Here is a 20,676-nt window from a genome sequence, read left to right on the forward strand (position 1 = left end):
GGCGCTCCGGACACGGTCGGTAAACGAGCCCGCGACGCCCAAGTCACAGGCCCAGACGGACATCACGGGCGGCACTACCCGCGGTCGGTAAACTCGACCACGACCGGGCTGCCGTCCTCGTCGAGACCCAGTGAGTCGATCCGGCCACCGTGGACCGGTCCGGTGGAATACTCCGAGGCGAGGAACCGCACGCTGAGCATGGTGTCCATGTTCTGCTCGATCAAGGTCTGGAGATGCCGCTCCAGCTCCACCTCCGAGCCGACAACTTCCTCGGCAGACCCGCCGTCAACCCGGAACAGGCGCAGACCCGTCATTTCTCCCCCGGCAGCCAAGCGATCATGGTGACAGTCATCGTCGGTATGTGTCATCTATCGGCGGTAGTCGCAGCACGGCACCACGATGAACCTCGAAGGCAACTACGTGGACAGCCATGGCCAGTCCGAAATTGGCTTTGGGATCACGCGGCTGCTGAACGTCGACCTGCTGCCCCGCATCAAGCAGATCAACCGGGTCAAGCTCTACCGGCCGGCCGCTGGGGAGAGCGGGGCCTACCGAACCTGGCGGCGGCGATGACCCGCCCGATCCGCTGGGAGGTGATCGCCGCCAACTGGGACCAGGTCATCAAGTACGCCACCGCGATCCGCACCGGCACCGCCTCCACCGAAGCGATCCTGTCGCGCTTCACCCGCGCCGCCTCCCACCCTGCCTACCAGGCCATGCTGGAGATCGGCCGCGCCCAGAAGGCCATCTTCGTATCAGTTACGTGGAATCTGACCGCAGTGGAGATCATCTCCCTGCGGTACGACCACGGACTGAGGAGATGTGTTGGGCACGGTGCTACTGGAGGAGAAGTGGCCGGTACTCGGCCGGCACGAGCAAGCGGCCGGGTGGTTGCAGGTGTGGAGCGACCTGGGCCGGGCGCCCCGGACGATCGACGCCTACGCCCGGGGGCTGGCCGAGTACCTGGAGGTGTGCGAGCGGGAGAACGTCGACCCGCTGACCGCCAATCGAGCACACATCGCCGTCTATGTAAGGGAGTTGACATCTCGGCCGAGCCGCCGGGGCGCGAACGTGGTCTCGATCGACTCGGGCTCGGGCCTGGCCAACGCCACCATTCAGCAGCGCCTGGTGCCGGTCCGGCTGTTCTACGACTTCCTCATGGAGGACGGGCAGCGCGACTCCAACCCGGTCGGCCGAGGCCGCTACACGCCCGGCCGCCGGCGCGGCGGGCATGATCGCGGCCTCGTTCCGAGGCTGACGAGGTTGCCGTGGATTCCCACCGAACAGCAGTGGATGGACGTCCTCACGGTCGCCGCCGAGGAGCCGGTCCGCAACCGCGTGATGCTCGCGCTCGCCTACGACGCCGCGCTGCGTCGGGAGGAGCTGTGCTCGCTGCGTACCTACGACCTCGACCCGGCCCACCGAACCCTGCGGGTGCGCGCTGAGACGACCAAGAACCGGCTGGAGCGCGTCGTCCCGTACTCCGCGCCGACCGGCGTCCTGCTGGCGGGTTACCTCGCACACCGGGCGACGATCAGCAAGGCCGTGTGCACGGCGCTGACCGAGCACGCTCCCTCGCACTGGCCGTGGAAACGCCCGAAGGGCCGAGCGGGGCGGCACCGGCGGAGCCGGGCGTCGTGGAGCTGGTGCCCGGGCCGCTGCCCGGGCACCAGAGTCAGGGGAAGGAGAGCGGCATGCCGAACGTGGCCAGCGCCCAGTAGAGAACGGCCCAGCGCCGCATGGTCGGCCGGGTCAACTGGTTGGGAGGAGATGAACGCGACGTGCGCCAGGGCATGCCCTGACGCACGTCACGTTCATCTCCTCCCAACCCCCGGCAGGCTATGCGGCCGGCAGTTGGGGCAGGTCGAACGTGACCCACTGCTCCGAGGGCTGGCCTTGGCAGTACCAGAGCTCGGTCGGGCTACTGGGGCTGGTGGCGTAGTTGTTGACGTTGAGGCACAGGCCGGAGTTCGGGTTGAAGATGGTGCCGTCGCCGCGGAGCTGCCACTGCTCCGCGGGGTTGCCGTTGCAGCCCCAGAGCTCGGTCGGGCTGCTGGGGCTGGTGGCGTAGTTGTTGACGTTGAGGCACAGGCCGGAGTTCGGGTTGAAGATGGTGCCGTCGCCGCGGAGCTGCCATTGCTCCGCGGACGGGCTGAGACAGTTCCAGATCTGGGTGCTGGAGCTGGGGCTCTGGCTGTAGCCCGAAACGTTGAGACACAGGCCCGAGTTCAGGTTGTAGAGGTGATGCGCCGCGCCATCCTGAGCGGGGACTGCAACCCTGCCCGTGCTCTGGGCCTTCGGCAAGGCATGTGAGGCGGCCGAAGCCGTCGCCCCGGGCAGCACTGCGAGGAGGGCTGCGGCGACACCCGCAGCGGCGGCGACGCGGCCTCGCGCGCTGCTCCTGGCGGATCCGCGTCGCTGGAGGTGGGCCAGGGCGCGAAGCGCGGTCTTGGTGGCAGAGTGCATGATCTTCTCCTTAGTTCCTGGGAGGGAGTGCGTGCTGACACGGCCCCTGACGGTCCATCAGTGACCACTACGGGCATGCGCATGCCAATAGCCATGGAACAGCCCCGCGGGGTGGGGCCCGGCGGGATGTGATCAACTATGCCGACCGTCTAGTGACACGCCGTTGAAAGACCGGCGTGAGCGGCATGCCAAGAGCGTAGCTAACCCATCGATGTAGTCCCCCTGGGTGCCGGCGAGGACCGCCCGCTGTCCTTGACCGCGGCCGGTCGTTGCTTGATCGCGTACAGCAAAACACTGGTGCCGACGTGAGCACCACGAAGAAGAGCACGACGAACTTCCGGAACTTTGGCCGGAAGGATTGCCCAGCGGTGCTGCCTGGTACGGACTTCCGGTTCGATTACCGGTGGGTAGGCACGTCCGCCTCGGATACGCCCGCGCATCGACCGCGCGGCAGTCCCTGGACTCGCAGCTCGACTCCCTAGCCGAGGCCGGGGCGACCCGGATCTTCGCGGAGAAGACCTCCACGCGCGCCACCAAGCGGCCCGAACTGGACGCGGCCGTCACCCTCGCCGGCGAACTGCGCGCCTCCGGTGTGCACGTCACCCTCGTCGTCCACGAGCACAAGCGGCTCGGCCGCGGCATCGAACTCGCCGCGCTCGCCGAGGACCTCAAGGCCCGCGATGTCGGCCTGGAGTTCCTCACTGGGGAGCTGAAGGGCTCGCACGACCCATCCGGGGTGGTGTTCACCGTACTGGCCGCGCTGTCCGGCATGGAACGCGAGTACATCCGCGACCGCACCCTCGAAGGCCACGAATCCGCCCGCCGGCGCGGCAAGACCATCGGCGCGCGCATGTCACCGACGAGGCCATGCTGTCCATGGCCCTCCACCTGCGCGAGCAGCAGATGAGCCTGCGCGACATCGCTTCCCGGCTCGTCATCACCACTGGCAAGAAGAAGGGCCAACACCCGTCAGTTGCCACCGTCATGCGGATGCTGCGCGAACACGACGAGGCCACCAGGATGTGAACCGGGCCCCTGAACTAGGCGATGGCCGCATAGCCAACCAATTCCACGTCAAATGGCCAGGTCAGCGCCTACTTCGTTGTTTTTTCGGCGAGTACTACCGGGACCCCGACCAGCACCAGCACCGAGTCCTCGTCCTGGTCGCCCTCGGCGCCGTCCGCGTCCTCGGCCACTTCGGGCGCGGTCGCCACCAGGGCCAGCACCCGCTCCCGCACCGGCTCGGGCAGCCGGGCGAAGACCGTGGTGAACCAGGTCTCCTCCGCGGTGTGCAGGGCGAAAGCGGACCATCCGCGTGATCCGGTCCGGCGCCGGAGGCTCGATGAACTCCTCCCGGCACCGCTTCAACAGCTCCTCGCGCACCCGGTCCGCGTTCCGCTCGGCGTGCGCGACGTTGCCGGCCAGCCAAGCCGTCAGCTTCTCCGCGTCCTGCACCGAGCACACCCGAAAGCCCAGGTGCTCGCGGATCTGGGCACGGTGGTACTCGATCGTCCGCCCAGACCACTCGTAGGACTCGAAGTCGGCGGCCGGCACGTTCATCTGCCGGGCGACGAACTCCACCACCTCGTCCGGGAAGTCCGCCCGGCCACGCGGGAACCGGCCCTGCCGGGTGTAGAACTTCAGCAGCAGCGCGAAGCCCACCCGTGTCCCGCCGCGTTTCCCCGCGACCAGGTCCGCCTCGTCATCGAGCACCGTCCAGTGCTCCACCAGCGCGTCCATGCCCACCGGCTGCCGCCCCATGGCCCCGCATCATGCCGGACAACCCCAGGTCAACGCGGACAAACGACCAAAGATCACCCGCATATGCGGCTCATGACACGGTCGTTAACGGCACCCCGAATCGAGTGCGGCACCCGTGCGCTCCTCGGCGCGGCCTTCGGCCCGGACGGCACCGGCGAACTACGACGCCGTGGACTTCCTGGGGACCGTGGCAGGGACCGGCGCGTCTCGTTCCTGGTGCGCTCAACCCGCAAGCGGCGACCCTCGGTGCGCCGTCCGCTGCCGGACGGCTCCTTCCTGACCACCATCTGCGCCGGAAGTACCGGGCCGGGCGCCCTGATTGCGCATTACCACCCAAGATGGCAGGCGGAAACGGGCTACTTCTCGTTGAAATCGACCATCCCAGGCGTACACCCTCGACATCCAGATGATCAAGGACGGGAGCCTTGACAACCCCAACAGGAGTCAAACGCAACGGTGTTGCACACAGTGGGACGCCACCGGCGACCGACGGCCACCTGCCACCTTCGCTGTACGTCCTGAGAGGTGGCCGGCCAGGCGGAGCAGGCAGCGAACACTAGTGCGCCGCGCGGCTCAACCCGGCGGCGGGTCGTCTGGGCAGTGGGCGGGGCTCAACCATTCCCGGCGTCGGTGTCGGCTCTGCCGAAGGCAGGGTGATCGCATCGACTTTCGTCGCTTCCGACGGATCGAAGTCCGACGTAGCTTTAGATCCAACTCCAATAGTGCTGGCGTTGGCTGAAGTTACATCAGTGCTTGCCATGCTCTCGAGGCCCTCAGCGATACTTAAGGGTGAGAGGGGCGTGATCCACCCCGCGCAGTCTCATCAAGCAGCGCATCAGAAAGCGTGATGTGCAAGAACTGGCATGTCGATAGAAGGAGCCATGAACAGACGTATCGTCAATCTGGCTACCGCGGACGCCGTTACGGCCTGTGTGCACCCTCGGCACCGCCGCCAGCGCCACGGCGTGCCGACTGGCCTCAGCGTGCCGACACGGCAGCATCCCATCCACATCGTCCGTCACCGTGCGGTTCCTTGGCTTTCCCAACGGCGCGGTCGCCCGTATCCACTTGCTCTACCCCGACGCCAAGCTCCTGGAAGCCACTGGCTCCACCCCACCGGCCCCACCGATGGTGCCAACCGTCTTCCAACTGGCGGTTCCTCTTCCAGCTCCCCGGCGACTAGACGGCAACCATGCAGGCCAGCAACTGGGGAGCCTTCACATCCCGATCGTCAGCGAGAGCCATCAGATGGGAAACCAGGTGACCGCCTCGCCTCCCCAGGGCGACCTCGTGACCAATGCCGACCACTCCTGAAGAGCGCCGGCTACACCGGGTCGTTAGATCAGCATCACCGTTCGTGAGCCCCTCTCCCCGGAGATCCAAGAGCCGTACTACATTTTCAGGTTCCCCAACCGAACCCACCTCGCCACGGTGAGGTCGAGCCATGCCTCTGAGACACCCTGCAACCGCCCCCGATGGGGTCTGGCTCCGATAGCTGCCAGGATGGGCTGTGGGCCCGCGGACCCACCTGTCCGATGTACCAGCTCGGCCCGTCCGCGCTGCATGTCGGGCCGCTGAGTGCGCAGCTCTTCGCCGAGCGAAGAGAGACGACCTGAGCGCGACGCTCGGCTGCGTGGAGGTCCGCGGCGAGTGCTGCGCATTGGAGCGGCCGCTCATCCACCGCTCGCTCGTCCAGTCAGAGGATTTCGCGAGTCATCCGCTGCGGGTTGGATAAGGCCGCGCACATCAACCCGAATGGACGCAGCGAAGTATTGAGCCGAAATTAGCTTACTGTCGCCTTTTCCGGGACGTCTGCACAGGTCGCAAGCCTCGGCGGCAAGGGGTCAACTAATTTCGGCTCAACAAGGAATTTAAACGCATTTCGTTCCTTCATCGACAGGAGTTTCATCATGGATCTCACTAAAATCAAGGCAGTCAAGGCAGTGTCCGCAATCGCGCCGCTCGCATTCGGCATATCGCTTCTGACGCCGGGTGCGGCCCACGCCGCCACGGGCATGGTCCAACTGGACCAGGTCGCAACCCAGCAGCTCCCGTACTATTTTAACTGCGCCAGCTGGTGTTCGGGCTATCTGGGCCCGGTGGACACCAGCCCGATCGTTGCCAGTAACGTCTCAGCCGAGCCGGAGGGCACTCCGACTACAACGCTGGGTGACACCTGGTACATAGGCTCAGCGACCTTGACGAACGATAGCGATCGGGACCAAACGCTGTCGTCTGCGTCGTTCAGCAAGGAAATTAAGCAGACGCTCAGCACGTCGGTAACTAACGGTGTCCAGCTGGGCGCCAAGGTTATCGCCACGGTCAATTTTGGGCCGGTCCAAGCAGGCGGCGAACTGAGTACGACGGTCAACTTCAGCAGTACCGACACAGAGAGCACAACTACGGGAGAGACGTACATGGCACCGCCTCAGAATATCTTCCTTCCCGCTCATACCCAGGCCGATGTCAGCGTAACGCTGCAGCAGGTCGACACCACCGGGTCACTGCACCTCCGGGCCGACCTCAGCGGCATGCCAACGACCCAGGTCTCTGGATTTCAGGGCGAGCTGGCCGACATCCTTGGGCCGAATACACGGTACGGACCTCAGAAGGTCGGCGCTCCGGCCCTGCCCGATGGGATCACAGTTGACACGGTGAACAAGACGGTCCACTTCGATGGCGAAGCCACGTACACCGCCACTTACGGCACCAATATGTATGTTGACGTGTCATACAGCCCTGAAGGGAACGGCGATTCCAAGGCGATTGCCACGACTCCCTCCTCGTACCGGTACACCATCGCCACCCCGCAGGACTCGGCCGCCCACTGATCTTGCATGTCGGGGGTGTTGCGGGCGAGATCACGAGCGCAGGATTCCCGCCCTTCTCGCAGGTGTTGTCCACACACCACCGACATCTCACCGAAGCGGAAACGCCGTGCCCCCTGCGTCGCAGGCGATGGGCACCGAGCAGGGGCCGATGCCAAGCACCGATGATCGGGGCTTCGTGACCAAAGGTGAGTTGGCACTGACGATCACTGCCGCTGCGTCGCCGCTGGCCTGCCCGCCTCCTACTCACCGATTAGGAAGTGCGAGCAAGTCGCTGAGTGGAGCGATGCCGGCGAGGGCGTCTGTGGTACGAACATCGCGAACACGCACGTCAGGACGGGACGCGGCAGATCTCAAAGAGCGATCTCACAGGTGGCGGCCCGATCACGGGAAATCGGCTCACGATCAAGCTGATATCACACGTTCAAGCTGACTAGCCAACAGACTGACCATCTGGACCATGCGGACTACTGGGCGGCATACGGATAATCGATGAGGTAGCGCCAATTACCGTCGTTATCTCGCCGCAGGATATCCACCGCGACCCCTTTCAGATGCTCGGGCTTACCATCTGCACCGGTGGTCTGCATGGACCAATCGACAATCACCATCGCTGTATCGCCGGCTACGAGCGACTGCCGGACTGTCGCCTCGATGGCCGGGCCATATGACATGAACTCAGTAGCCCTGTCCAGTCGGGCCCGGCCGGATAGGGGAATGCCTGGGTCCCACACCGCCACGGCTTCCTCAGAATACAGAGCGTTAACCGCCTCTACATTGCCGGAGTTGAACGCCTCACTGAAGCGTTCCAGGACATCTTCCAGGTCGCTGACTGGGCCGGCACCGTTGACTTCCGCCGTCATTAGTCAATCCTTCCTCTGCTATTTGGGTGACACGAAGAGGCATGTGCCTCCAAATCCGCCGTTCCAGAAGTCGATCCGCCTACTGAACAGCCTTTACCCCTGGTCGGGCACGGGGGTCGGCCACAAAGTTTCGGCAACGTACTGGGAGAAGTCGCGAGGCTCGCGGCCGAGCACGCGCTGCACGCCGTCGGAAAGATAGGCGGTCTGGCCAATCCGGATCGTGTCGAACAGTCCGTTCACGTAATCGCCGATCTCTCGTGGATAGCCTAGCTGGACGAGATGCTCGACATACTCCTCATGAGATGCCTTGACCTGGCGGATCTCCCGCCCGGTAGCCTCCGAGATTTCCTTTACGCAATCGCCGAACGTCATGAGCCTCGGTCCGGAGAGGCGGTAGATTTCGCCCTCATGGCTATCCTCGGTAAGCGCGGCCACGGCTACGGCTGCGATGTCCTCGGCGTTGATGAACGGTTCGGATCCAGTCCAAAGCGGCAGCACGAGTTCGCCGGCGTTGATGCCATCGGACAGCAAGGGCTCCTCGCTGAAGTTTTGCGCGAACCAGGATGGCCGCAGAATTGTCCAACCCACGCCAGATTCCTGTACGGCTCGCTCGGTGGCGAACATCGACTCGTCGTGCGACCACTGCTCGACCGCCCGCGCGGATAACAGCACGAAGCGCCTGACTTCCTTGCGTGTGGCGAGTTTGGCGAAGTCGGCTAGCAGCTCAGCTGCGTGGGGACCCTGTTCGTCCACCACGTACACGGACTCGACGCCTTCGACGGCGTCGGCCCAGGTCTCGCTGTCCTGCCAGTCGAAGAATTGTTCGCCCGAGCGGGAGGCGGCCTTGACCGGACGGCGGCGTTCAGCGAGTTGGCGTGCTACGCGACGTCCAGTCTTTCCTGTGCCCCCCAGCACCAGAACAGTGTCCCTCATTTTTTCCTTCACCAGCCCATCAGTTGATTCGTTATTGATAGTTCCCTGCTCCCTGGGGGCCTGTCGAACTATCGGGGTCACCAGAGCACAGCTGACCGATCTGGTGGCGGCGGATCGCGGTGTTCAAGGGGCCTGGAAGTCGGCCGATCCCAGGTCGCCAGAGGCCCCAGCGCACATCGGGAAGTGTTCGCCATGGTCAAACCTCCGTTGCAACAACGCTCATGGTCAGTACGGGCCTGGGCCCTGTAGCGCCACCGCGGTGAGGACGAAGCCGCGCTGCACCGCCCAGCGGCCAGGCACCCGGGTCACAGCGATCCCGCCCACCGTTAGTCCGTTTACTGTCAGCCGGGCCTGGAAGGTGCCCGCGTCGGGATCGAGGTCGATCTCCGCGTCCAGGAAATCGAGTTGGCGGAGGTTGCCCGGATACAGGCTCTTGTAGACCGCTTCCTTGGCGCTGAACAGCAGGGTGTCCCAAGGGTGATGGGGCAGGCTGGCGGCGAGGGCGCGGATTCGTGATCGCTCGCGGGAGGAGGCCACAGCGTCGAGGATCCCCGGTTTCAGCGGCACGGCACACTCGGCGTCGATGCCGAGGGCGGCTACCTGTGAGTCGCGTGCCACGGCGGCGGCCCGGTATCCCGAACAGTGCGTCATACTACCCACCACGCCCTTGGGCCAGCGTGGCGCGCCGCCCTGGCCGGGGAGGATCGGCTGCGGCGCGATACCGATCTCGGCCAACGCCTGGCGCGCGCAGGACCGTACCGCCGCGAACTCGTCGCGGCGCGCGATCACGGCTCGCGCGATCACGGCCCACTCTTCGGGGAACAGGAAGAGCTGTGTCACCTCGCCGTACTCTTCAGCGCAGCGGACGACGCCAGGCAGGAGGCCCTCGAGCATCGTTACCTCCAAGCACGGCTTCCTACCCGACCAGCTGGTAGGTCTGCACTGGCTGTTCGTAAGATCGGTGGGCTCAAGGGCCCCGGGTGCGGCTGCTATGGGGAAGACCGCGGGGTGGCCGAGAGAGCTTGGCTGCCCGGGGCTCCATGGAGGTTCGTCCGCCGATGGGCGCCTGCGATCGCTGCAGGAGGGCGCCGCCGATGAGGTGGTGGACGGCGCCAGGCGGGTATCCCGGTCGGCACACGTCCGCTCGCCGGATTCTTCTGAGGCCCTCAGGGATGCCCGTCCCGGTCTACTGCTTCCCATGTCAAGGCGCCGCAGTGTCGTCGGGTGGGAACGCGCTGCCGGCTATTCGGCGATGCTGGTGCGGTATGCCCAGCGGTAGAGCGCGATTTGGTGGCCGTCATGTTCGACGGTCTCCTCGGTGAGGACGAAGTGCTCGTTGCTGCCGCACCAGGTCAGGGCGGTCTTGTCCTGGTCGGGGGGATCGAGGTGGATGAGGCGATTGGCCTGGGGGAAGTCCCTGCGGCCGCCTGCGAGGTAGGCGTTGGGTTCTGCCGTGGCGTGCATGGTCGTTGTCCTTGTCAGTGGTCGTACTGGTCCGCTCTTGCATGAAGCAGGCTCTCGCCGTCCTGGTTCTGGAGTGTGGTCATCAGAGCGCGCAGTCCGGTTTCTACGTGATCGATCTCGGCGTCGGTCAAGTAGACGGACGGCTCGAATCGCAGTGTGTTCGTGGCGCTGGCGGTCGGAAATATCCGGATGGCTTGTGCCCGCAGGAGGTATCCGGCGAGGAGGTAGCCAAGCACTCCCGCACGTGCCTGTTCGCGGATGATCTCCGAGGGGGAGTCGGATTGGTCGTGGAATTCCAGGCCGATCATCAGGCCCTTGCCGCGAACGTCCTTGACGACGGTGCCGAACTCCGCTCCCAATGCGCCCAGCATCGTCAGGAGTCGTTTTCCCCGTTCCTCGGCCAGTCGGTATGCCTTCCCGTCGTGTGCTTCGAGAAGGTCCACTGTCCGGCTGGCGATCAGAGTGGAAAAGCTGTCCTTGGCGAAGGTCGAACTGTGGACGAGTTCGAACTCCTTACGGTAGCGCGATCCCCTTACCAGCGTCATGGCGGCTTTGGCGATCCCTCCACCCAGGCTCTTGGCCAGAGTGTAGTAGTCGCCTTGGAGGCCGATGTGCGAGCTGGCGAAGAAGGCACCGGTGCGGCCCATCCCGCTTTGCACTTCGTCGACGACGATCGGGCAGTCGATCGTCGCGCATGCCTGCCGGATCTGTCGCACGGCCGCCGGGTCGAGCATTCTGATGCCGGCCTCGCCCTGGACAGGCTCCAGCACGAAGGCGCCGAATATCGGTAGACTGCGTTCGATTACCCGCACTACTCCGTAGTCGAGCGATAAATCGAGCAGGACTCTCTTTTCTTCGTCGATGACTTTCGCCAGGGCCTCGGGCTGATCCAGAGAGACGAACCGGCAGTGCGTGGCCAGTGAGGAGAAGGGGGCCCGGAATCCGATGTTGTGGGTGAGCTGGACGCTGCCGATCAACTTTCCGTGGAAGGACCCTTCTGGGGCTATGAATACCGGCGGACCGACTAGCCGTTCGCTGTTGACACGCTTGATTCCTGCCACCAGGCGGTCGAGTCCGGCGTCATCCGACGCTTTCCAGTCCGAACCGAGTACCGCAGAAACATCCTCGGGAATTATCCAGGCACCATTGCGGACAGCGGTATGTGCCCTCTCGATGTTGGCTTCGATGTCTTCAGTGAGCGCGGCCAACTTCATCGTCCGGTCGAGCTCGGCGTGCTTGATCGCCGCTTCGACAGCCTCTGCCCCACTGTTGGAAAAGATCGCCGAATAGGGATCTTCGGTTCCGAGTTCGCGTCGGATGATGGAGTTGACCTTCGTGGCGAGGGTGTTCGCGTAGGGATGCCTGGAGAACTGGGCATGGATCGGCGTCCCTTCGTCGAGCAAACGCTTTGCGTAGCCCACCAGCTCGGGGTTGTTGTGCCCGAGTATCGTCGATCCGTAGCCGCCGGCCAGGTCGAGCACGGGGACTTCGTCCCCCTGAGTGCCGCGATAGAAGAGAGTGTTTCCTTGGGCACGAACATACTCGACCCCAAGTCCCACCGAGGACAGCCATGCTGCCAAATGCGGTTCTGACAGCTCGAGCTCCTCGATCACCGGGTTCATCTTCTGCCCTGCCTTCTCGTATCGTGTGGATCCGTCTGCGCTCTCTCTGACAGCTCGCCAATGAACGGCTGTGCGCTTCAAGGCGGAGCACGCCACGCCGGAGGTGCGCTCAACTACTGGGAGTGAAACCCGGTTCCGTGCCTCTCCCGGCAGCGTCGAATATCTGCATCCAGTGAGAAGGTATCACTGGTGTCTTCGTGCTGCACGATTCCGACGTAATAGGTCGGTAACGGCTCTCTCCTCTGCGTTCTGAATGAAGCTAGATTGCCTGGTTACCACGATCTTCCGAGTGAGTCCGAAAATTGATTCGGCGACACCTCTGAAGTCCGCCGGTCATCAGCTGGTAATTTTCTTGATCGAACATCTGGTTACCGTCCGTAGACTATTTCCGGCCGTCGGAGAATGAACCCGTGATACGTTCAATGCGGCCGAAAGTGATTTCCGGCAGAAGAAGGGCAGTCGAACGAAATGACGATCGAGCGACACTCCGCCTGCTTGCGGCGGGACCAGCCCGAGCCGATCGCTGTGGTCGGCCTGTCCTGCCGAGTGCCCAGGGCGTCCGGTCCCGCCGCCTTCTGGGAACTGTTGCGCGAGGGCCGAGACGTCATCGCGCAGATGCCCGCGCACCGGCGCGAGTCGATCGCGGCTGACGCCCGAAGCGAGATGCGGTTGGGAGGGTTCCTCGACGACATCGCGGGTTTCGACGCCGCCTTCTTCGGCGTCTCACCTCGCGAGGCCGTCGTCATGGATCCGCAGCAGCGGTTGCTCCTGGAACTCGCCTGGGAAGCGCTGGAGGACGCCGGGATCGTCCCGGCGAGCTTGGAGGGCAGCCAGACCGCCGTCATCGTCGGCACCATCCGCGAGGACTACACGAGCCTGCTGTATCAGCAGGGCTCCGCGGCCATCACTCAGCACACCGTCACCGGCACGCACCGTGGCATCCTCGCCAACCGGGTGTCGTACGTGCTCGGGCTGCGCGGCCCCAGCTTCACCGTTGACACTTGCCAGTCGTCCTCGCTGGTAGCCGTCCATCTAGCCTGCGAGAGCCTGCGCAACGGAGAATCCGACCTGGCCCTCGCGGCAGGGGTCAACCTCAACATCCTCGTGGAGGGTGTGCTGGGCGCTGAGCGGTTCGGCGGGCTGTCCCCGGAGGGCCGCTGCTTCACCTTCGATGCCCGGGCCAACGGCTATGTGCGCGGCGAGGGCGCCGGCGTGGTCGTACTCAAACCGCTGAGCTTGGCCGTCGCCGACGGTGACCGCATCCACGGCGTGATTCTCGCCAGCGCGGTCAACAGCGACGGCGCGACCACGGGACTGACCGTACCCAGTCCCGCCGCACAGGAGCAGGTGCTTCGCCTGGCTCAGCGGCGGGCCGAGGTGGCCCCGCAGGAGGTGCAGTACGTCGAGCTGCACGGCACCGGCACGCCGTTGGGCGACCCGATCGAGGCGGCCGCGCTGGGTGCGGCGCTCGGCCGTCTGAAGGCGGCCGGGGATCCCCTGAGGGTGGGCTCTGTCAAGACCAACATCGGGCACCTCGAAGGCGCTGCCGGTATAGCCGGTCTCATCAAGCTGATCCTGTCCATCAGCCACCGTCTGCTGCCGGCGAGCCTCAACTTTCGTACGTGCAACCCGAAGATCCCACTCGACGAGCTCAACCTGTCGGTCAACGACCGCCTGAACGACTGGCCCCACCCGGACCGCCCGTTGATCGGCGGTGTGAGTTCATTCGGCATGGGGGGCAGCAACTGCCACGTCATAGTCACCGAGGCACCGGCGAGCGTGGCCGTTGGGCAGGTGGCGGGACGGCCACACCCGGCCGCGGTGCTGCCGGTGGTGGTTTCCGGTCGGGGGATGGCCGCGATGCGAGCCCAGGGCGCCAGTCTGGCCCGGTTCGTCGCGGCACACAGCCACGTGGGCGTGGCCGACGTTGGCAGGTCGTCGGTCTCCACCCGGTCTCAGTTCGGTCACCGGGGTGTCGTCCTGGCCGCCGACCGCGCCGAACTGCTGGCGGGACTGGAGGCTTTGGCGTCGGGTACACCTGCGGCCGGGGTGGTGTCGGGCACGGAGGCGGGTGGCCTGCTGGGCATGGTGTTCTCCGGGCAAGGCGCGCAGCGCACGGGCATGGGGGCGGAGCTGTATGCGGCCTTTCCGGTGTTCGCGTCGGCCTTCGACGAGGTGTGCGCGCAGCTCGACCCGCTGCTGGAGCGTCCACTGCGGGAGGTCATCGCCTCGGGCGACGAACTCGATCAGACCGGCTACACGCAGCCCGCGCTGTTCGCGGTCGAGGTGGCGTTGTTCCGCCTGTTCGAGTCGTGGTGGGTGCGCCCGGGCTTCCTCACCGGGCACTCGGTCGGTGAGGTGGCCGCTGCCCATGTCGCCGGCGTGCTCTCGCTGGCCGACGCGTGCTCGCTGGTGGCCGCCCGTGGGCGGCTGATGCAGGCGTTGCCGGCCGGCGGCTCCATGGTCGCGGTACAGGCCTGCGAAGCCGATGTGATCTCGGCACTGGCCAACTGGCAGGGGCGGGTGGTCGTCGCGGCGGTGAACAGCCCCGCCTCCGTCGTCTTGTCCGGCGACACCGAAGCGGTGCTTGGCGTCGCGGCCGTCCTGCGGTCCAAGGGGCACAAGACCAAGCAACTGACGGTCAGTCACGCGTTCCACTCACCGCACATGGACGCGATGCTCGACGAGTTCCGCAGGACTGTCACCCCGCTGTCGTTCCACCGCTCCGGTATCCCCATCGTCTCCACGGTGACGGGAGAGATCGCTCCGCCCGAACTGCTGGCATCCCCCCACTACTGGGTCGACCAGGTCCGCCGGCCGGTGCGGTTCATGGCGGCCGTGCGCACCATGGAAGCCGAGGGCGTACGCACCGTCATCGAACTGGGGCCCGACGGGGTGTGCTCGCCGATGGTGACCGAGAGCGTGCTCGACCGCAACCGGGTCGAGGTCGAACCCGCGTTGCGCTTCGGCAAGCCCGAGGAGCGCACGATCGGCGCAGCACTCGCACGAGCGTTCGTGCGCGGGGTGGCGGTGGACTGGGACGCTGTGTACGCCAATACCGGGGCACACCGGATCGACCTGCCGACGTATGCCTTTCAGCGCGAGCGGTACTGGGTAACGGACCCGCCTGCGGTCGGGGCGGACAGTTCCCCTGCGGGCGGTCGCGGCGAACCCCCTCCCGCCAGGGAGCCCGCACCGTCGTCGCCGGCGCGTGAGCACGCGGTGGCCGAGCTCGTGACAGCGCACGTCGCCGCGGTCCTGGGCTACCCGCCCAGCCGGCCGATCGAGACGGACCTCTCATTCCGGGATCTCGGGTTCAGCTCACTGATGACGGTGGAACTGCGCGAAAACCTCATCGACGCGACCGGACTGCGACTGCCGACCGGCCTCCTGTTCGACCACCCGACGCCCAGCGCGCTGGTGGACTTCATCGCCGCCGAGCTGCGGGGCGCCGAGGACCGCGACGAGGACCTGCCCAAGCCGTCCGGCTGTGACGAGCCGATCGCCATCGTCGGCATGGCCTGCCGATACCCCGGCGGCATCATGTCACCCGAGGACCTGTGGCGGCTGGTGGCCGACCACCGTGATGCCATCTCGGCGTTCCCCACCGACCGGGGGTGGGACGAGGACATCTACGACCAGGACCACGAGCGCTCCGGCAAGAGCTATGTGCGCGAGGGCGGCTTCCTGCACGACGTCGGCAGGTTCGACGCCGAATTCTTTGACATCTCCCCGCGTGAGGCGACCGCGATGGACCCACAGCAGCGGCTGCTGCTGGAAATCGCCTGGGAGGCGCTGGAACGGGCCGGGCTGGTCCCGCGGGAGCTGCGCGACACTCCCACGGGCGTGTTCATCGGTGCGACGGCCGGCGACTACGGCCCGCGGATGCACGACGCCACGGAAAGCGTCGAAGGGCATCTGCTCACCGGCAACACGGCCAGCGTGATGTCCGGGCGCATCGCCTACCAGTTCGGTTTCGTCGGCCCCGCGATCACCGTGGACACGGCCTGCTCCTCATCCCTGGTCGCCCTGCAGATGGCCGTGCAGTCGCTGCGACGCGGTGAGTGCGCTCTCGCCCTCGCAGGCGGGGTGGCAGTCATGTCCAACCCCGGCATGTTCCTGGAGTTCTCCCGCCAGCAGGGACTGTCGCCGGACGGGCGCTGCAAGGCCTTCGCCGCTGCCGCTGACGGCACAGCGTGGTCGGAGGGCGCCGGCCTACTGGTGGTGGAGCGGCTCGGCGACGCCCGCCGGCACGGCCACCAGGTCCTCGCGCTCGTCAAGGGCTGCGCGATCAACTCCGACGGCGCATCCAACGGCCTGACCGCCCCACGCGGCCTGTCGCAGCAGCGCGTGATCCGCCAGGCACTCGCCGACGCCGGACTCACCACCCGCGACATCGACGTCGTCGAGGCACACGGCACCGGCACCACGCTGGGCGACCCCATCGAGGCCGAGTCGATTCTGGCGACCTACGGGCGCGACCGGCAGGGGCGGGAACCGGTACTGCTCGGCGCGCTGAAGTCCAACATCGGGCATACCCAGGCAGCGGCCGGCATCGGCGGCGTGATCAAGATGGTCGAGGCCATCCGGCACAGCCTTGTGCCGGCCACGCTGCACGTCGATCAGCCGACGCCCCGCGTGGACTGGACATCTGGTGCGGCCGCCGTGGTAAGCGAGGATCGGCAGTGGCCGCAGACCGGCACACCCAGACGGGCCGCGGTCTCCTCGTTCGGGATCAGCGGGACCAACGCGCACGTCATCCTCCAGCAGGCCCCCGACCACGCGCCAGACGGCGAGCCGGCGCCCGCGCGGACCGTGCCGTGGCTGCTTTCCGCCCGCAGCGCGCACGCACTGCGCGCACAGGCCTACACGCTCCTCGCCCACCTGGACACCCACACCGCCGCACCCCTCGATCTCGCCTACTCCCTCGCGACCCGGCGCTCCACCCTCGAACACCGCGCCGTCGTCATCGGCACCGACACCGACAACCTGCGTGCCGGACTGCGCGCGATCGCCGACGGCACCCCTCTGCCCGGCGTCGTCCACGGCCACTACAACGGCAGCCGCGAGCGCAAGTCCGTCCTGGTCTTCCCCGGCCAGGGATCCCAATGGGCGGGGATGGGCGCCGAACTGCTCGACACCTCACCGGCCTTCGCCGACCGGATCGCCCAGTGCGAACTCGCACTCGCGCCGTACATCACCTGGTCACTGCGCGACGTGCTGCACGCCGCCGACGGCGCGCCCGGGTTCGACCGGGTCGATGTTGCCCAACCCGCGCTCTGGGCGGTCATGGTGGCACTCGCCGAGGTGTGGCGAATCCACGGCCTGGAACCGTCGGCGATCCTGGGCCACTCCCAAGGCGAGATTGCGGCGGCCTGCGTCGCAGGCGCCCTCTCGCTCGCCGACGCGGCCAAGGTGGTCGCGGTCCGCAGCCAGGTCATCGCCCGCGCGCTGTCCGGCCAAGGCGCGATGGTGTCGCTCACCGCACCGCACGACGTGGTGATGAGCCGCATCGAGCAGTGGGGGGAGAAGATCTCCGTCGCCGCCGTCAACGGGCCCTCCACGGTGGTCCTGTCAGGTCAGCGCGACGCCCTCGACCAACTGATCGCCGCCTGCACCCAGGACGGCATCAGAGCGAAGAAGATCCCCGTGGACTTCGCGTCCCACTGTGCCCAGGTCGAGCTGATCCGCGACACCCTCCTCCAGGAACTCGCCGGCCTTGAGACCCACGAGAGCCGGATCCCGTTCTTCTCCACCGTCACCGGCGACTGGCTCGGCGAAACTCCGCTCGACGCCCACTACTGGTACGAAAACCTGCGCCGTACGGTCCGCCTCGAGGAGTCGGTGCGGGCGCTGTCGCGCCTGGGCCACGACGTCTTCCTCGAGTGCAGCCCTCACCCCTTGCTCACCACGAGCATCGCGGACACGCTCGCCACCACGGACGCCGACGCGAGCGTCATCGGCTCGATCCGCCGCGGCGACGGCGGACTCACCCGCGTACTGACCTCGCTCGCCGAGGCCCACGTCAATGGCGTACACGTCGACTGGCGCGAGCGCGTCGAGGGCGGCCGCACGGTCGACCTGCCGACGTACGCATTCCAGGGCGACCACTACTGGCTGGCCCCCAGCACTCGCTCCGACGCCCACGGCCTTGGGCTCGACCCCGCCGAGCACCCGCTGCTCGGCGCGGCGGTGGACGTGGCCGGCGGCGGGATGGTCCTCACCGGCCAGCTGTCCCTGCGAACGCATCCTTGGCTGTCCGACCACGTCGTCGAAGGCACCGTCCTGCTGCCCGCCACAGCCTTCCTCGAGCTGGCCTTCGCCGCGGGAGAACGCGCGGGCATCGACACGGTCGACGAGCTGACCCTCGAAGCGCCGCTGGCGCTGCCCGAGCAAGGCACCGTACGCATCCAGGTCAGGGTCGCCGACCCCGATGACGGCGGCTCCCGGCCGTTCACCATCCACGCGCGCCCAGCCACTGAGGACCCGGCACGACCGTGGACGCAACACGCCACCGGCGTCCTGTCGCCCTCCGCTGACCAGCCGACGGCCGGGCACGTGGGCCAGTGGCCGCCCGCCGGCGCGGTCCCGCAGCCCGTCGACGCCGCCTACGCCGCCCTGCTCGACCTCGGATACAACTACGGTCCCACGTTCCAGGGATTGCGGGCCCACTGGCGGCTGAGCGACGAACACTTCGCCGATGTGGAGCTGCCCGAAGAGCACCACGATCACGCCACCCGTTTCGGCCTGCACCCCGCGCTGCTCGACGCCGCGTTGCACCCGCTGCTGCCCCATCTGGCCGCTCCGCAGAACCCCCAGGAGATCCAGTTACCGTTCTCCATGGCCGGTATCCGGCTGCACGCGGCAGGAGCCACCGCGCTCCAGGTACGGATCACGCCCACCGGCCCGGACACAGTCGCGCTGACCATCACCGACAAGGCCGGCGCCCCCGTCGTGACCGTGGCATCCCTCACACTGCGCCCCGTCGCCAAGAGCATGCTCGCCACGGCCGGGCGCGACAACCTGCTGTTCACGGTCCAGTGGCCCATGGTGCCCGCACCCGCCGTCCCCGCGAGCAGCCGAACGGACCTGACCGACGACGACCTCTCCGCCGCCACTCCCGCCGATCTCGTGGTGACGACGCTCGAGCCCAGCCACGACCTGTTGCCCGCCGCCGCACACGCCGCCACCGCCCGAGTGCTGGAACTGCTCCAGCAATGGCTGGACGACGAGCGGTTCGCACGGTCTCGGCTCGTTCTCGTGACGACCCGCGCCGTCGCCGTGCTGCCCGACGACGACGTGGCCGACCTGGCCCACGCACCGCTGTGGGGCCTGGTGCGCACAGCCCAGACGGAACACCCCGACCGGGTTGTTCTGGTCGATCTCGACGGGCGCGGCGACGCGCAGACGCTGATCCCCCGCGCGGTCGCCACCGGCGAACCGCAAGTCGCCGTCCGAGACGGACAGTTCCACGTCCCGAGGCTGGCCCGTACCACAAAACGGCGCACGGACCCGCTCGAGCCCAACCCGGCCGGCACGGTGTTGATCTCGGGTGGTACGGGTGCTTTGGGGGCGGTTTTGGCCAGGCACCTTGTCGTGGAGTACGGCGTGCGTCATCTGCTGCTTCTCAGTCGGCGGGGTCTCGACAGTCCGGGCGCTGAAGCGTTGGGGGAGGAGTTGGCTGGGCTGGGTGCCGAGGTCCGTATCGTCGCGGTCGATGCTGCGGACCGTCAGGTGCTGGCTGCTTTGCTCGCCACGGTGCCCGAGGAGCATCCGCTGAGTGTTGTGATTCATACCGCGGGTGTCCTGGAGGATGCCACGCTCACGTCGCTGACTCCGGCTCAGCTGGAGGCTGTGATGCGGCCCAAGGTCGATGGTGCGTGGAACTTGCACGAGTTGACCGAGAACGCAGGCTTGTCGGCGTTCATCATGTACTCCTCCATTGCCGGAGTCATCGGTGCCCCGGGACAGGCCAACTACGCGGCCGCCAACACCTTCCTGGACGCCCTCGCCCACCACCGCCGCCACCACGCACTGCCCGCCCAGTCCCTGGCCTGGGGACTGTGGGACATGCGGTCAGGCCTGGCCGGCGCGCTGTCCGAGGGCGACGTGGCCCGGTGGACCCGAAGCGGTGTCACACCGCTCACCGCGGAGCAGGGGCTGCGACTGTTCGACCAGGCACTGACCAGTGGCGACACGCCCCTGGTGCCCGCCGATCTGAATCCGAGCAGGGCCATGGCCGGCTCCGGCCTTCCGCCTTCCATCTGGCGAGGCCTCGTCCGTGCGCGCCGCGCCGCACCCACCTCAGGCACCCGTGACGGCGGCGATTGGCCGGCCGACATCGCCGCGCTGCCCGCCGAGGAACAGCCCGGCGCCGTACTCGACCTCGTGCGCGCCGCCGCCGCTTTGGCACTGGGACACGTCTCAGGTGACGACATCGACACCGCCCGGGCGTTCAGAGAACAGGGCTTCGACTCACTCACCGCCGTCGAACTGCGCAACCGGCTCAACAGCGCGACCGGGCTGCGGCTGCCGTCCACGGTGATCTTCGACCATCCCAACCCTGACGCGCTGGCAAGACACTTGCTGGACCAGGTCGTGGGGTCAGGGCGAAGAGCCCTGGCACCGTCCACGGGCGTGAACGATGAGCCGGTTGCGGTGGTGGGGATGGCGTGTCGGTATCCGGGTGGTGTGGGTTCGCCGGAGGGTCTTTGGGGGTTGGTGGATTCGGGTGTTGAC

14 protein-coding genes and 3 pseudogenes are annotated in these 20,676 nt (G+C 66.8%); 7 read left to right on the forward strand and 10 right to left on the reverse strand.

Features of this window, described 5'->3' with window-relative positions; translation table 11 throughout:
- Window positions 1–74: 74 nt before the first annotated feature.
- Window positions 75–368, reverse strand: coding sequence for a hypothetical protein (locus ABH937_RS37325; RefSeq protein ID WP_280694839.1), 294 nt, complete (start codon window positions 366–368; stop codon window positions 75–77).
- A gap of 28 nt (window positions 369–396) precedes the next feature.
- Between ABH937_RS37325 and ABH937_RS37330 the strand changes: the two are divergent.
- The 3 genes and pseudogenes from ABH937_RS37330 to ABH937_RS37340 all read left to right on the forward strand — a co-directional run.
- Window positions 397–573 (forward strand): annotated as a pseudogene (locus ABH937_RS37330) (Tn3 family transposase); the annotation flags it as partial.
- Window positions 570–1,235, forward strand: coding sequence for a Tn3 family transposase (locus ABH937_RS37335; protein WP_370147049.1), 666 nt, complete (start codon window positions 570–572; stop codon window positions 1,233–1,235). The pseudogene ABH937_RS37330 and the gene ABH937_RS37335, both read left to right, overlap by 4 nt.
- 58 nt (window positions 1,236–1,293) lie before the next feature.
- Window positions 1,294–1,515 (forward strand): annotated as a pseudogene (locus ABH937_RS37340) (site-specific integrase); the annotation flags it as partial.
- Between the two features lie 160 nt (window positions 1,516–1,675).
- Here the strand turns inward: ABH937_RS37340 and ABH937_RS37345 are convergent.
- The gene (locus ABH937_RS37345; protein WP_280694840.1) at window positions 1,676–1,807 is read right to left on the reverse strand and encodes a hypothetical protein; all 132 of its coding nucleotides are present in this window, start codon (window positions 1,805–1,807) and stop codon (window positions 1,676–1,678) included.
- A gap of 32 nt (window positions 1,808–1,839) precedes the next feature.
- Window positions 1,840–2,466 (reverse strand): RICIN domain-containing protein, encoded by a 627-nt coding sequence (locus ABH937_RS37350; protein WP_280694841.1) that lies wholly within the window; start codon window positions 2,464–2,466, stop codon window positions 1,840–1,842.
- A 403-nt stretch (window positions 2,467–2,869) separates the two neighbouring features.
- Here ABH937_RS37350 and ABH937_RS37355 point away from each other — a divergent pair, with 403 nt between their 5' ends.
- The gene (locus ABH937_RS37355) at window positions 2,870–3,373 is read left to right on the forward strand and encodes a recombinase family protein (RefSeq protein WP_280694842.1); all 504 of its coding nucleotides are present in this window, start codon (window positions 2,870–2,872) and stop codon (window positions 3,371–3,373) included.
- Complete coding sequence (locus tag ABH937_RS37360) at window positions 3,343–3,492, forward strand: hypothetical protein (protein WP_280694843.1); 150 nt, start codon at window positions 3,343–3,345, stop codon at window positions 3,490–3,492. Before ABH937_RS37355 ends, ABH937_RS37360 begins: the two co-directional genes overlap by 31 nt.
- Window positions 3,493–3,560: 68 nt before the next feature.
- On the opposite strand, the gene ABH937_RS37365 is transcribed toward ABH937_RS37360, so the two are convergent.
- Both ABH937_RS37365 and ABH937_RS37370 read right to left on the reverse strand, forming a co-directional pair.
- Complete coding sequence (locus tag ABH937_RS37365) at window positions 3,561–3,704, reverse strand: hypothetical protein (RefSeq protein WP_370220786.1); 144 nt, start codon at window positions 3,702–3,704, stop codon at window positions 3,561–3,563.
- A gap of 79 nt (window positions 3,705–3,783) precedes the next feature.
- Window positions 3,784–4,227, reverse strand: a pseudogene (locus ABH937_RS37370) (DUF4158 domain-containing protein); the annotation flags it as partial.
- Between the two features lie 1,910 nt (window positions 4,228–6,137).
- Between ABH937_RS37370 and ABH937_RS37375 the strand changes: the two are divergent.
- Window positions 6,138–7,058 (forward strand): ETX/MTX2 family pore-forming toxin, encoded by a 921-nt coding sequence (locus ABH937_RS37375; protein ID WP_280694845.1) that lies wholly within the window; start codon window positions 6,138–6,140, stop codon window positions 7,056–7,058.
- 464 nt (window positions 7,059–7,522) lie between these two features.
- Here the strand turns inward: ABH937_RS37375 and ABH937_RS37380 are convergent, their stop codons facing one another.
- From ABH937_RS37380 to ABH937_RS37400, 5 genes are all read right to left on the reverse strand, one after another.
- Window positions 7,523–7,918, reverse strand: a complete 396-nt coding sequence (locus ABH937_RS37380) for a nuclear transport factor 2 family protein (protein ID WP_280694847.1) — start codon at window positions 7,916–7,918, stop codon at window positions 7,523–7,525.
- 93 nt (window positions 7,919–8,011) lie between these two features.
- Window positions 8,012–8,863, reverse strand: a complete 852-nt coding sequence (locus ABH937_RS37385) for an NAD(P)H-binding protein (protein WP_280694848.1) — start codon at window positions 8,861–8,863, stop codon at window positions 8,012–8,014.
- A 213-nt stretch (window positions 8,864–9,076) separates the two neighbouring features.
- Complete coding sequence (locus ABH937_RS37390; RefSeq protein ID WP_280694849.1) at window positions 9,077–9,745, reverse strand: 4'-phosphopantetheinyl transferase; 669 nt, start codon at window positions 9,743–9,745, stop codon at window positions 9,077–9,079.
- Window positions 9,746–10,093: 348 nt separating this feature from the next.
- Window positions 10,094–10,315: a DUF5988 family protein gene (locus ABH937_RS37395; protein WP_280694850.1), complete on the reverse strand. Its 222-nt coding sequence runs from the start codon at window positions 10,313–10,315 to the stop codon at window positions 10,094–10,096.
- Between the two features lie 14 nt (window positions 10,316–10,329).
- A complete protein-coding gene (locus ABH937_RS37400) occupies window positions 10,330–11,937 on the reverse strand; it encodes an aspartate aminotransferase family protein (protein WP_370220784.1) in 1,608 nt (535 codons plus the stop codon).
- 468 nt (window positions 11,938–12,405) lie between these two features.
- Here ABH937_RS37400 and ABH937_RS37405 point away from each other — a divergent pair.
- On the forward strand, window positions 12,406–20,676 hold an 8,271-nt coding region (locus tag ABH937_RS37405; RefSeq protein WP_370220785.1), incomplete at its 3' end, for an SDR family NAD(P)-dependent oxidoreductase.

It is taken from the genome of Kitasatospora sp. GAS1066B (genome assembly GCF_041262605.1).
Taxonomy (GTDB): Bacteria; Actinomycetota; Actinomycetes; order Streptomycetales; family Streptomycetaceae; genus Kitasatospora.

Coding starts and splice junctions, on each gene's coding strand:
- ABH937_RS37325 (WP_280694839.1), bottom strand. CDS start 368: ATGACACATACCGACGATGACTGTCACCATGATCGCTTGGCTGCCGGG.
- ABH937_RS37335 (WP_370147049.1), top strand. CDS start 570: ATGACCCGCCCGATCCGCTGGGAGGTGATCGCCGCCAACTGGGACCAG.
- ABH937_RS37350 (WP_280694841.1), bottom strand. CDS start 2,466: ATGCACTCTGCCACCAAGACCGCGCTTCGCGCCCTGGCCCACCTCCAG.
- ABH937_RS37360 (WP_280694843.1), top strand. CDS start 3,343: ATGGCCCTCCACCTGCGCGAGCAGCAGATGAGCCTGCGCGACATCGCT.
- ABH937_RS37375 (WP_280694845.1), top strand. CDS start 6,138: ATGGATCTCACTAAAATCAAGGCAGTCAAGGCAGTGTCCGCAATCGCG.
- ABH937_RS37380 (WP_280694847.1), bottom strand. CDS start 7,918: ATGACGGCGGAAGTCAACGGTGCCGGCCCAGTCAGCGACCTGGAAGAT.
- ABH937_RS37390 (WP_280694849.1), bottom strand. CDS start 9,745: ATGCTCGAGGGCCTCCTGCCTGGCGTCGTCCGCTGCGCTGAAGAGTAC.
- ABH937_RS37395 (WP_280694850.1), bottom strand. CDS start 10,315: ATGCACGCCACGGCAGAACCCAACGCCTACCTCGCAGGCGGCCGCAGG.
- ABH937_RS37400 (WP_370220784.1), bottom strand. CDS start 11,937: ATGAACCCGGTGATCGAGGAGCTCGAGCTGTCAGAACCGCATTTGGCA.